Source organism: Flavobacterium chungbukense, from assembly GCF_020805785.1.
GTDB lineage: Bacteria > Bacteroidota > Bacteroidia > Flavobacteriales > Flavobacteriaceae > Flavobacterium > Flavobacterium chungbukense.
The window spans coordinates 439,529-452,955 of sequence record NZ_JAJGZV010000001.1 but is presented as its reverse complement, the minus strand read 5'-3'; the positions used below and the strand labels follow the sequence as shown (position 1 = coordinate 452,955).

Below are 13,427 nucleotides of genomic sequence, written 5' to 3'. Positions count from 1 at the left end.
AAAATTTAATCGAGGTAATAAAAGCCTTTTTTTTTAGACTCTTACTTAACACCGTTAAATATTTTAATAGTGATTTAGAATAAAATAGAAAAAGACAAAAAGTATGAAAGTTTGTGCACTTTTACTTAACAACGTTAGATAATTTAATTTAATTAAATATGAATCCCGAGAATTCCAGAATACCAAAAAATTTAATCCGAGAGAATGTTCAACCAATTAAAACCAATATGAAAATGAAAAATGTAATTATAACCAGTTTTATTCTGGCTTTAGTATTAGGCAGCTGTGGCGACAAAAATCAGGCGCCAACTGCTCCACCGCCGCCGGTTTTACCTGTGTTGGCTATAACAAGTGCAAATACAACTACTGATGCTGAATATCCAGCTGCTATACAAGGAACTGTAGATGTTGAAATTAGACCACAAGTAAGCGGTAACCTTGACAGAATTTTTGTTGACGAAGGTGCTTATGTAAGCAAAGGACAAACTTTATTCAAAATCAATGAGCGTCCTTTCCGTGAGCAGTTAAACAATGCTTTGGCAAGTCTTCACGCTGCAGAAGCGGCTTTGATTAACGCTAATTTAGAAGTTGATAAACTGACTCCTCTTGTTCAAAACAAAGTAGTTTCTGATTACCAATTGAAAACGGCTAAAGCTTCCCAAAAAATTGCTGCTGCGAATATCGAACAAGCAAAAGCAATGGTTGGTTCTGCAAAAATTAATTTAGGATATACCAATGTTACAGCTCCAGTAAGTGGTTACATCGGAAGATTACCTAAAAAACAAGGAAGTTTAGTTTCTGCTTCTGATGTTGAAGCGCTTACCACTTTATCAGATGTTCACGAAGTATTTGCTTATTTCTCTTTAGGTGAAACAGATTTCATCCATTTTAAAGAACAATACGCTGGAAGTTCATTAGGAGATAAAATCAAAAAATTGCCTCCAGTTACTTTGATTTTGGCTGATAACAGCGCTTATCCAAAAACAGGAAAAATCGATATGGTTGACGGTCAGTTTGATAAAACTACAGGAGCAATCACAATTAGAGCAACTTTTCCAAATGCAAACGGAATTTTACGTTCTGGAAACACAGGAAGAATCCGTTTAGGATTAAACCATGATGATGCGATTTTAGTTCCACAAGCGGCTACAATTGAAATGCAAGATAAAGTATTTGTTTTCACTGTAGGCAAAGACAACAAAGTGACTAAAATGCCTATTACGGTTGTGGGTAAAAGCGGGACGAACTATTTAATTAAAGACGGCGTAAAAACAGGGGATCAAATCGTAATGAGCGGTATTGACAAACTTCAGGATGGACAAGCGATTCAGCCAGAAAAATCAACTAAAGTTGCCGAAGTAACTAATAAAAAATAATCAGAAGAAATAATGTTCAAAATATTTATACAAAGACCTGTACTGGCAACTGTAATCTCCATTCTGTTGGTGATTCTGGGAGTATTGGGTTTAACTAAACTGCCTTTACAACAGTTTCCTGATATTGCGCCTCCATCGGTTTTGGTAACGGCGGTATATCCGGGAGCCAACGCAGAAACGGTTTTACGTTCTGTGGCACCTTCTATTGAAGAATCTATAAATGGTGTAGAGAACATGACTTACATGAGTTCTACAGCCAGTAACGATGGTACTTTGGCTATTACTGTTTTCTTTAAATTAGGAACAGATGCGGATCAAGCTGCGGTAAACGTTCAAAACAGAGTTGCTCAAGCAACAAGTCAATTGCCTGCCGAGGTTGTACAGCAAGGTATTGTTACGGCGAAACAACAAAACAGTTTCATCATGGCAATTGGTATGTATACCGAAGATGAAACAAAATACGATCAGACTTTTGTTGCCAATTATGCACAGATTAATATTATTCCGGAACTAAAACGTATTCCGGGTGTGGGTTCTGCCAGTATTTTTGGTGGTGTAAAAGATTACTCTATGCGTGTTTGGCTGAATCCAACGCAAATGTCAACGTATAAAGTAACGCCAAGTGAAGTTATGGGCGCTATCCAAGACAAAAGTTTGGAAGCAGCTCCAGGGAAATTTGGAGAGCGAAGCAAAGAGGTTTTTGAATATGTTATTAAATACAAAGGGAAATTAACCAAACCAGAAGATTATGAAAATATTGCTATACGTTCTAATGCAGATGGTTCAGTACTTCGCTTAAAAGATGTAGCGAGAGTAGAACTTGGTGCTTATTCATACAACAGTTTAACTCGTTTAAATGGTAAAAAAGGAATTGTAATCGGAGTTATTCAGTTAGCTGGATCTAACTCAAATGATATTCAGATTGCCATTAACAAAATGATGGAAAAGGCTTCTAAAGATTTTCCTAAAGGCATCAAACACAATATTTTCTATAGTACAAAAGTATCTCTTGACCAATCTATCGAACAAGTTGAGCATACATTATTAGAAGCTTTTATACTGGTTTTTATTGTGGTATTTATCTTCTTGCAAGATTTTAGATCAACATTAATCCCGGCTATTGCTGTACCTGTAGCAATTTTAGGAACGTTCTTCTTCATGCAGTTATTCGGATTTTCGATCAACCTTTTAACACTTTTCGCATTAATTCTGGCGATTGGTATTGTGGTCGATGATGCCATTGTGGTAGTCGAAGCGGTGCATGCGAAAATGGAGCACAAACGTTTGTCTCCAAAAATCGCAACCCATGAAGCAATGCACGAAATAACGGGTGCTATTATCTCGATTACGCTGGTAATGGCTGCTGTATTCCTGCCGGTTGGTTTTATGGAAGGCTCAACAGGAGTTTTCTATCGTCAGTTTGCCTTTACGATGGCGATTGCAATTGTAATTTCGGCAGTAAATGCCTTAACATTGAGTCCAGCGCTTGCTGCTTTGTTCTTAAAAGACAATCATTCAGCACACGATCACAATGAACCTTATCAGAAAAAAGGATTTAAAGAGAAATTCTTTACCGCTTTCAACAGCAGTTTTGAATCGTTGACAAATCGTTATGTAGGCGGACTTAAATTCTTAATCAGAAGAAAATGGTTGAGTTTAGGCGGATTAGCTTTAGTTGTTGTTGCAACTGTTGTAATGGTGAAAACAACTCCTCAAGGGTTTATTCCAACAGAAGATCAAGGATTTATTGCGATTGCCGTAAATACGCCATCTGGAACATCATTAGACGGAACTCAAAAAGTAATGACCGATGCTGAAAATACTTTAAGAGGTTTAGATGCTTCAAGATTCGTAACAGCGATTTCAGGTTTCAACTTATTGACAAATTCTACAAGTCCATCTTCTGCGGTTGTATTCGTATTACTTAAACCAAACGAAGAACGAGGCGAAGTAAAAAACATTGACGAAATCATGAATCAGGTTCGCGGTAAACTGGGCGCTATTTCTGGCGGAAGTTTCTTCGTATTCAGTTTCCCAACTGTTCCTGGATTTAGTAACGTTGAGGCCTTGGATTTGGTTCTGCAAGATAAAACTGGAGGAAAACTGGATAAATTCAGCGGAATCTCTCAAAACTTTATCGGAGAATTAATGAAACGTCCAGAAATTGCTGTTGCTTTTACCTCTTTCAAAGCAGATTATCCACAATTGCAATTGGAAGTTAACGACGAAAAAGCAAATCAATTGGGTGTTAATGTGAAAGACATTTTACAAACGATGCAAGCTTACTTTGGTAGCGCACAGGCATCTGACTTTAACCGATTTGGTAAATACTACCGTGTGGTTGTTCAGGCCGATATCGAAGACAGAGCTGATCCAACAGCAATTGACAGAGTTTTTGTAAAAAACAAAACGGGCGAAATGGTACCAATAAATACTTTAGTAAAACTAACTCGTATTTATGGTTCAGAAACCGCTTCACGATACAATTTATTTAACTCAATTTCTATTAATGCGATTCCGAAACCTGGATTTAGTTCTGGAGATGCCATTAAAGCAATTGAAGAAGTAGCAGCACAACAATTACCTGCAGGTTACGGGTTTGAATTCTCGGGCCAGACTCGTGAGGAGATTTCTTCCGGAGGGCAATCGGCTACAATTTTCTTACTGTGTTTGATATTCATTTATTTCCTACTTGCTGCACAGTATGAGAGTTATATCCTTCCTCTAGCGGTTATTTTATCGATCCCTGCAGGTATTTTTGGAGTATTCGTTGCCATTGGTTTAACTGGAATCGAAAACAATATTTACGTACAAGTTGCTCTTGTCATGCTGATTGGATTGCTCGCCAAAAATGCCATTTTAATTGTGGAATTTGCGGTTCAGAAAAGAAAATCAGGAATGGCATTAGTTAAAGCTTCAATCGATGCGGCCAAATTACGTTTGCGACCAATTATCATGACGTCTCTTGCCTTTATTGTTGGTTTAGTGCCAATGATGAGTGCCAAAGGACCATCAGCTCAAGGTAACCACTCTATTAGTATTGGTGCTGCCGGAGGTATGATTTCAGGAGTAATTCTAGGATTGTTTATCATTCCTGTTTTATTCATCATCTTCCAGCATTTACAAGAAAAGGTTTCTGGAAAACCAGTTGCCGTAATTCATAACGAAGAAGAAAAATAATCAATGGAAAACTATATCACAACCATACTTGTTGCCATCATATTTGGCATCGGATATATATCGTACAGAATCTCAAAAGATCTTGAAACCAGAAAAGATACTTGTACAGAAATTTAATCTGTTAGATTAAAAAAAATACTTTAACACATGTAGACATAGAATTGTATGTCTAAAAAAGAGATTAGAAGAAACTAGTTTCCACACATAGCAACTATGTGTATTTAAACTAGTGAACCGTCTTCTTTAAATATTCAAAAACTATGTTTCTATGTGTTGAAAAAAATATGCCCAAAGGGTACCGAAATTTAATAAAAAGACTAATGAAAAATTATATAACCAAAATCGTGACCTTCGCCATTCTGATCACGACCTTAATATCCTGTAAAGTCTCTAAGGATATTGAAACTCCAAAAGATGCATTTCCTGAAAATTTCAGGAATGCATCGGTTTCGAGTGATACAACAAGTATTGCCGATGTGGAGTGGAAAAACTTCTTTACAGAAAAAGATATTATCAAATTAATTGACAGCGCCGTTGCCAGAAACAACGACTTGCAGATTGCTGAAAAAAACATCGAAATTGCACAATACCGTTTTACACAATCAAAATGGGGAAATGTGCCTCAGGTTAATTTATTTGTGAACGCAAGTACAAGCAATCCGTCTGACAACAGTTTTACAGGATTAAACTTAAACCAAGCAATTGGTGCTAAACATATTGACGACTATTCTGCTGGAGCTTCACTTTCTTGGGAGGCTGATATTTGGGGAAAGATCCGAAACCAAAAGAAAGGAGCTTACGCAGGATATCTTCAATCTGAAGAAGTAAAAAAAGCATTGCAGACGAATATCGTAGCCAATGTTTCAAGAGGATATTATAATCTTTTGATGCTTGATGCGCAATTGGAAATTGCCAGACAAAATCTTCGTTTAAATGATAGTACAACCAATATTATCAAATTAAAATACGATGCTGGTCAAGTAACCACTTTAGCGATTCAACAATCGGAAGCACAGAAATTAAACTCAGCGCAATTGATTCCGTTATTGGAACAAAATATTGCGATTCAGGAAAATGCTTTGAGTGTTTTAACGGGTTCTTTTCCGAATTCTAAAGAAAGATCTATTCGTTTAAGTGCAATTGAATTAAAACACAATACTGCAATTGGAATTCCTTCTGCATTAGTAAGCAGAAGGCCAGATGTAAAAAGTGCCGAATTGGCTCTTAAAGTTGCAAACGCAAACGTAGGAATCACAAAAGCAGATTTATATCCAGCATTAAGAATCACAGCGCAAGGCGGATTAAACTCTTTCGAAACCAGCAATTGGTTCAATATTCCGGCTTCTTTATTCGGAACTGTTGCAGGAGGTTTAACTCAACCGCTTTTGAATAATAAAAGAGTGAGAACGCAATATAATATCGCTGTCGCAGAAAGAGAAAAAGCAGTTTTAGCTTTTAGACAATCTGTTTTGGTTGCCGTAAGCGAAGTTTCGGATGCTTTGGTTAAAGTAGAGAAATTACAACAGCAGGAAACTTTCTTAAAAGAAAAAGTAAAAACGTTGCAACAAGCCATTAAAAATGCCAACCTTTTATTCAAAAACGGTATGGCAGAATATCTTGAAGTTTTAACTGCGCAAGCGAATTTATTGCAAAGCGAATTGGAACTGGCAGATTTAAAAAGACAACAACTTACAGCCAATACAGATTTGTACCGCGCACTGGGCGGAGGCTGGAAATAATACCTGTTACATTACCCGTTAATTATTTATTTTTTGAGATGAAAACGCTGTGAGACCTTTGGGTTTCATGGCGTTTTTTAGTTTTTAGCCGCTAAGGCGCTAGGACGCGAAGTTTTTTTTTTGGTTTCACGCAAAGAACGCGAAGTCACAAAGATTTGTTTTTCACGCAGATTTTGCAGATTTAAGCAGATTTTTTTTAATGTATATTAAATTATCTGCGCAAATCTGCTTAAATCATTTTAAATCTGCGTGAAATAAATCCTTAAATAACTTTGCGCCTCTGCGACTTTGCGAGAGCCATTATTCAGTTTGCATCAAACAAAAAACTTATCTAATTTTAGTCTTTCGCAAATGCAAAAATAAAATGACATCTGACCAACAGAAATACCTCAATCAATTAAAACAAACAATTGAAAACTACTATTCTATTTCTGAAAATTCTTGGAAATTGATTGAAAACATAGCACAATTTCAAACACTTAAAAAAGGAGAAACATTATTAGAAAACGGAGAAATCGCTAAAAATCTTCATTTTGTTGCAAAAGGTGTTTTAAGAGCTTTTATAACAGATCAGCGGGGGAATTTCTATAATAAAAACCTTTTCCTTGAAAATTATTTTGCGGGTTCTAAAGTTTCTTTAATGCTCCAAAGTCCGTCCAATTTCACTATTGAAGCTTTGGAAGATTCCATTGTAATCAACATCAACTATAAAAAATATATGGAGCTGATTTACCAAAATGATGATCTTAAAAATTTTTATATTGCTCATTTAGAGAAAAACTGGATTATTGATAAAGAACAAAGAGAAGTCGCTTTGGTCATGCAAAATGCAACCGAAAGATATGTCGGTCTTCTACAGAAACATCCAAGTATTGCGGATCGTGTGCCGTTATTGCATATTGCTTCGCATTTAGGAATTACGCCAACACAGTTAAGCCGAATCAGAAAAAGTCTGGAAAAAGATTTGTAAATCAACATATGTAAAGGTTTTTCTAGAAGACCAGAATTATCTTTGCTCTATAATTCAAACTTGTTATTAAAATGCACCACATAGACCTCATCAAAGACAATATTGACAATCTTACCACTCTTTGGAAAACGGTTGCCACTCCTCTCTTTTCTTATCACAAAAATGATTTCTTAGAATTCAGTCAAATTAAAGATTCAGGATGGCCAAATAGACTATGGTTTCGTGAAGATATTACCGAAGAAAATCTTTCGCAGATATTAGAAACTATGGCTAAAAATCCAGGTTTGGTTGTTCCGTATTGGGATATATTTGGAAGTAATTCTAAGGAAATTTTTGAAAAAAACGGTTTTAATATCCGAATTCAGCTGATGGCTATGTTTTTGAAATTAAATAAAAAATTTGAGCTTCAAAACAATCTTACTTTCAAAAGAGTTTTAAATGAAGAAGATGCCAAAACTTGGTCTGATATTTATCCGTTGTCTTTCAGTTATGTAATCAGTAAAGAAACATTGGTTCATAATTATGAGAATGTAAAATTCTATTTAGTTCATTTTGAGGAAAAACCAATTGGAACGCTTACACTTTTTCAAACCGGAAAAACAATGGGAATTCACGGTGTCGGCGTGATTCCTGAAATGCGCAAAAAGGGTTTTGCAGAAGAAATCATGAAATTTGCCATCAATGAAGCCATTGATGCTGATTGCGAATATGCACAATTGCAAGCTTCTGCTTTGGGAAAAGGCATTTATACGAGATTGGGTTTTGAAGATTTATTTTTGATTACAAATTATCAGTTAACATAAATTCCAAATTTTTAAAATTCAAAACTATCACGATAAACCTTTGTCAAAGTTTAAAACTTTGGACAAAGGTTTTTTTATTGGATTTTTTTGTCAGGCTGAGCGAAGTCGAAGCCCCGCAATCAAAATCACCAATCTTTGTAGATTATCTGTGTGATCCTTCAACTTCGCTCAGGAAGACAAAACTTTGTAGAGTTACTAGTGTGATCTTTCCTTCGTCATGATGCCAAATAGTAAGATAAGTTCAACACTAACAACTAACAACTAACAACTAACAACCAACAACTAACAACTAACAACTAACAACTAACAACTAACAACTAACAACTAACAACTAACAACTAACAACTAACAACCAACAACTAACAACTAACAACCAACAACTAACAACCAACAACCAACAACCAACTTGTCCAAAATGCCCCTAAAATAGTCTTAAAAGTATATTTCATTAAAAGGAAAACATTATTAGATTTGTAATACATTAACTAATAACCTTTTAAACAAATACCCAATGAAAACAGCAAAAATTATTTTTTGGACCACTACAATTTTTATTTTTTTATTTGAAGGTGTAATGCCTGCTATATTTTCACAATCGGAAATGGCCAAAGAAGGAATCAGACATCTTGGTTATCCAGATTATTTCGGAAACGCTTTGGTCGTCTTTAAAATTTTGGGAGTTTTAGCTTTGATTATTCCACAAGTTTCTGGACGTATTAAAGAATGGGCTTATGCAGGATTTGCATTCGATTTTATTTTTGCATCCATAAGCCATTTTGCTGTAGACGGAATCAATTTTCAATCTTTTTTCCCTTTGATTGTTTTGGCTATCCTAATCGCTTCTTATATGACATATCATAAAATACAGCGTTATAAAAATATAGCGCTTTAAATATCAAAACTTTATGATTGAAGTTTTTAAAACCAATGTTCAAGAAGAATCACAATGTAAAATAATCATTGAAAAACTTCTTGAGCATTTCCCTAACAGTTCGATCAGCTTCGATTTAGAAGATTGTGATAAAATTCTTCGTATTCATTCACCCTCAATTTCGAATACAAAAATTATTGACGTTTTAAATTTCCATGGTTATTCATGTGAAGTACTTCCTTAAAAACAATTTCAAATTACTGACATCTAGTATTTTATTATTTTTTATCGTATATTTGAAATACCATCTTTTCCCTAATTCTATACAATTTGCTTTAACAGAAAATGTACTGTTGGTTTATAAAACCTAGCGGCAAGCATGGCTGTTGAATAACTAATTTCAAAATATAAAAATGGAAAGCGCTATTCAAAATACAATATTAGAAACCTATACTAAATTAAGCGATGTTCTTTCTTCTTTTTCTGATGAAGAAATCAATATTGTGCCTTTTAGCGGAAGCTGGACTGGAGGTCAGACCGTTCAGCATATTATTCTGGCCTGTTCTGGTTTGCCACAATTATTTGCCGGAAAAACAGAAAAAACAACTCGAGAACCTGATGAAAATGTTTCAAAATTAGATGCCATATTTCTAGATTTTAATACCAAATACCAATCTCCTAAAAGTATAGAACCTGCTGCTGATGAGTATAATAAAGATTCCTTACTGGCTTCGATAAAAAAAATACAAACCGATTTATTTGAAGCTGCTGAAACATACGATTTAACGCTGACGTGCATTGGATTTCAAATTCCTGATTTTGAAAATTTCACCATTTATGAGTGGATTCATTTCGCGATGATTCATACACAAAGACATACTCATCAGTTAAAATCGATTTACGAACATATCAAGAGCTAATAAACGAGCATTAATTTAAATTTATTTTATGAGATCAAAAGTTAGAACCATTGTATCATCTGGTCTAGTTGCAGGATTTTTAGATATTACTGCCGCTATCTTAATCTACTCGGTGATTCTTCATAAAACTACAGCCGAAAAAATACTGCAATCTATTGCTAGCGGTGTATTTAAAAAAGAGGCTTATACAGCTGGAACAGAAATGACTCTTGCAGGTTTAGGATTTCATTTCTTAATTGCTTTTATTTTTGCTTGGTTTTACTTTAAGATTTTTCCTTATATCCCTTTCTTTCGAATTAATACTTTCTTATCAGGAATAAGCTACGGATTCTTTATATGGGTAGTAATGAATCTTATAGTACTTCCGATAGTATTTCCTGTTTTACCAGAAAAGAAATTAGACTTTCCCTTATTACTATCTATTTTAATTGTAATTTGCTGCGTAGGATTACCAATTGCCTTTATAACACGAAAATATTACGCAAAGTGGTACTGACATAAGTTGCAAAAGAGGCAAAGGTTCAGAGTTACAGAGGCTAAAAAAATTTGAACCTTTATAACTCTGAACCTTTGTCCCTCTTAAAAAATTTATACTTTTCTTCTCCCTGTAATTAGTGATATGATAAATAACACTAAGAATATGAAAAATAAAACTTTTGCAATACTTGCAGCTCCAGCGGCAATACCACCAAAACCGAAGATTCCTGCTATAATAGCAAGAATTATAAAAATGATAGTGTAACGTAACATAATGATAGATTTTTAAGTTGCTAAATATGACTAATTAATAGTCTGCTTTGTTTGTTACTCAAAGTTCCTTTATTCTTACAAACATTCTTAACTCAAAAACCTTTTTAAATTAACTCAATCCATTAAAAAACAATATCCTACGTATTGTTTTCACTATACTTTTTTTTTCTTACAGAATTACCATGTTTCAGCTTTTGAGTTAATTTTTTAGTGGATTGGATTAATCGTCGCCTTTATCTCAAAGTAATTTTAGATAAAATTATTTACCACGAGCACAAGCTCAAAAAATATATTAAATATTACAGATAAAGGGTCGCCATAAATTATATGATGGCATTCTGAACCTTAACGAGTTATTAACCGAATTAAAATTGAATCTTCATGAAAACAATATCAAATAAATCAAAAATAGTTTTTCTTTCTACTTATCCTCCAACACAATGTGGCATTGCAACTTATACTCAAGATACTATAAAAGGAATAACAGACGTTTATGGTAAATCTATACAGTGTGAGATATGCGAGCTGGTTAATGAACCTAAAGAAGAACCAACACAGGCTTTTACTTTAAATACTAAAAATAGAGATGAATATACTAAAGTTGCAGAAGAAATCAATAGCGATGAAGCTGTAAAATTAGTTCATATTCAGCATGAGTTTGGTTTGTTTTCTGGGAATTATGGAGATTATCTTTTAGATTTTTTAAATGTTATAAAAGTACCTGTAACTTATACATTTCACAGTGTTATTCCGAATCCGAATGACGAATTAAAAACGTTCGTAAAATTATTGCTAAGTTATAGTAATTCGGTTTTTGTCATGACTAATAAATCGAAAGAAATACTAATTAAAGATTACGATATTAATGAAGAAATAATTACTTGTGTACCTCATGGAACCCATATTGTGATTTATGAAGAACCAAAAAATGCAAAAGAAAAATTAGGAATTCAAGACAGAATTGTACTTTCAACTTTCGGTCTTTTGGGCGAAGGAAAAAATATCGAAACAGGCTTACAAGCTTTACCAAAAATTGTTGAGGAGGCTCCAAATGCGCTTTATTTAATTATTGGCAAAACACATCCTAATTTAATTAAAGACGGTGTAGATCTTTATAGAGAAAAATTGGAAGGAATTGTTGCCGAATTAAATCTAGAAAACAATGTTCGTTTTGTAAATCGATATTTAGATACTGATGAACTTTTAGAATATTTAAAAGCTACCGATATTTACATGTTTACATCTAAAGATCCAAATCAGGCTGTGAGTGGCACTTTTGCTTATGCAATGAGTTGTGCTTGTCCGATTGTGGCTTCTAAAATTCCGCATACAAGAGAAGTACTTACAGAAGATTCTGGAATTTTATGCGATATTGGAGAACCAGATCAATTTGCTGCAGCAGCCATTAAATTGATTAAAGATGAAAATTTAAGACATGAAATGGGAATCAGTTCGTTTACTAAAATGCGCGCTTCCTCTTGGGAAAACGCCGGAATTACACAAATGAACACTTATAAAAAATTGATTGATAATCCAGCAGAAATTAAATTCAGCTATCCTGAAATTCAGTTGAAACACATCAAAAAACTGACAACAGATTTAGGAATTATTCAATTCAGCAAAATCTCTATTCCAGATTTAGATTCAGGTTACACTTTAGATGATAATGCTAGAGCGTTAGTTGCATTCTGTATGCATTACCGACTAACACAAGACAAAGAAGATTTAGCTTATATCTTAATCTATTTAGATTTCATTCAACGTTGTCAGCAGCCAAAAGGAGACTTCATCAATTATGTTGATCAAGAAAACCGCGAACACGTAGAACAAAATGCCGAAGTTAATTTAGAAGATTCAAATGCTAGAGCAATTTGGGCATTAGGAACTGTAGTTTCATTGTCTGATATTCTTCCTGAGGCTATTTCTAAAAAAGCGGCAAAATGTTTATTGACTTCATTAAAATGGGCAGAAAATATTCAATCACCACGATCTATTGGATTTGCAACAAAAGGATTATACTTATATCATTCAACTATTCCGAACTTATATGTGGCGGCGATTATCAATAAATTGAATGCTAAACTTTTAGCAAATTATGAAGATACCGCAACAGAAGATTGGCAATGGTTTGAAAATTATTTAACATACGGAAACGGAATTCTGCCAGAATCAATGCTTTATGCTTACTTAATTACAAACAAACCTGTTTACAAAAAAGTAGCTTTAGATTCTTTAGACTTTCTAATTTCTAAAACATTTGTAAAAGGCAATTTCAAAGCAATTTCAAATAGAAGCTGGTTCCATAAAGGTTCTGAACCTCAAGAATTTGGCGAACAGCCAATTGATGTAACGTATACCATCATGACTTTAAATGCATTTTATAATGAATTTAAAACTCCGCATTACAAAAAGAAAATGAAAGCAGCATTTAACTGGTTTTTAGGTAAAAATCATTTAGGACAAATCATGTACAATCCTGTAAGTGGCGGTGGTTACGACGGACTAGAAAAACACAATGTAAACTTAAATCAAGGTGCAGAATCTACAGTTTGCTTTTTAACCGCAAGACTATTAATGGAAAAATTAGCGATAGCGCAATCTAAAGTTATTCCCTTAATGAAATCTCGCACTGGTATAGCAATTAATTCATAAAATATAACGGCGAAGCTAACCAAATACTTCTCTTTTAAAACCCTGAAAATCCCTTTCTAAATGAAAGGGATTTTTTGTTTAAAAAAATCACCTAACGTAGGTTTCATTTTTTTATTGTATTTATTGCTATGAAAATTATATAAACTTGAAAAAAAGTTGTGTAAGA

10 protein-coding genes are annotated in these 13,427 nt (G+C 34.0%); 9 read left to right on the top strand and 1 reads right to left on the bottom strand.

Features of this window, described 5'->3' with window-relative positions; all coding sequences use genetic code 11:
* Window positions 1-158: 158 nt before the first annotated feature.
* The 8 genes from LL966_RS01910 to LL966_RS01875 all read left to right on the top strand — a co-directional run bounded on the left by LL966_RS01910 (window position 159) and on the right by LL966_RS01875 (window position 10,355).
* Entirely contained in the window at window positions 159-1,376 is a 1,218-nt protein-coding gene (locus tag LL966_RS01910; protein ID WP_229349662.1) for an efflux RND transporter periplasmic adaptor subunit, read from the top strand.
* Window positions 1,377-1,388: 12 nt separating this feature from the next.
* Window positions 1,389-4,556 (top strand): efflux RND transporter permease subunit, encoded by a 3,168-nt coding sequence (locus tag LL966_RS01905; RefSeq protein WP_229349660.1) that lies wholly within the window; start codon window positions 1,389-1,391, stop codon window positions 4,554-4,556.
* 320 nt (window positions 4,557-4,876) lie between these two features.
* Window positions 4,877-6,295 carry a TolC family protein gene (locus tag LL966_RS01900; RefSeq protein ID WP_229349659.1) on the top strand — a complete coding sequence of 473 codons (1,419 nt, stop codon included), beginning with the start codon at window positions 4,877-4,879 and terminating at the stop codon, window positions 6,293-6,295.
* 364 nt (window positions 6,296-6,659) lie between these two features.
* Window positions 6,660-7,265 (top strand): Crp/Fnr family transcriptional regulator, encoded by a 606-nt coding sequence (locus tag LL966_RS01895; RefSeq protein ID WP_229349657.1) that lies wholly within the window; start codon window positions 6,660-6,662, stop codon window positions 7,263-7,265.
* 71 nt (window positions 7,266-7,336) lie between these two features.
* Window positions 7,337-8,068 (top strand): GNAT family N-acetyltransferase, encoded by a 732-nt coding sequence (locus tag LL966_RS01890; protein ID WP_229349656.1) that lies wholly within the window; start codon window positions 7,337-7,339, stop codon window positions 8,066-8,068.
* A gap of 511 nt (window positions 8,069-8,579) precedes the next feature.
* Window positions 8,580-8,960 (top strand): DoxX family protein, encoded by a 381-nt coding sequence (locus tag LL966_RS01885; RefSeq protein ID WP_229349654.1) that lies wholly within the window; start codon window positions 8,580-8,582, stop codon window positions 8,958-8,960.
* A 392-nt stretch (window positions 8,961-9,352) separates the two neighbouring features.
* A complete protein-coding gene (locus LL966_RS01880; protein WP_229349652.1) occupies window positions 9,353-9,859 on the top strand; it encodes a DinB family protein in 507 nt (168 codons plus the stop codon).
* A 28-nt stretch (window positions 9,860-9,887) separates the two neighbouring features.
* Complete coding sequence (locus tag LL966_RS01875; RefSeq protein ID WP_229349650.1) at window positions 9,888-10,355, top strand: DUF1440 domain-containing protein; 468 nt, start codon at window positions 9,888-9,890, stop codon at window positions 10,353-10,355.
* A 92-nt stretch (window positions 10,356-10,447) separates the two neighbouring features.
* On the opposite strand, the gene LL966_RS01870 is transcribed toward LL966_RS01875, so the two are convergent.
* Window positions 10,448-10,609, bottom strand: coding sequence for a DUF1328 family protein (locus tag LL966_RS01870; RefSeq protein WP_229349648.1), 162 nt, complete (start codon window positions 10,607-10,609; stop codon window positions 10,448-10,450).
* A gap of 381 nt (window positions 10,610-10,990) precedes the next feature.
* On the opposite strand from LL966_RS01870, the gene LL966_RS01865 reads away from it, so the two are divergent.
* Window positions 10,991-13,261 carry a glycosyltransferase gene (locus LL966_RS01865; protein WP_229349647.1) on the top strand — a complete coding sequence of 757 codons (2,271 nt, stop codon included), beginning with the start codon at window positions 10,991-10,993 and terminating at the stop codon, window positions 13,259-13,261.
* The last annotated feature ends 166 nt before the right edge of the window (window positions 13,262-13,427 follow it).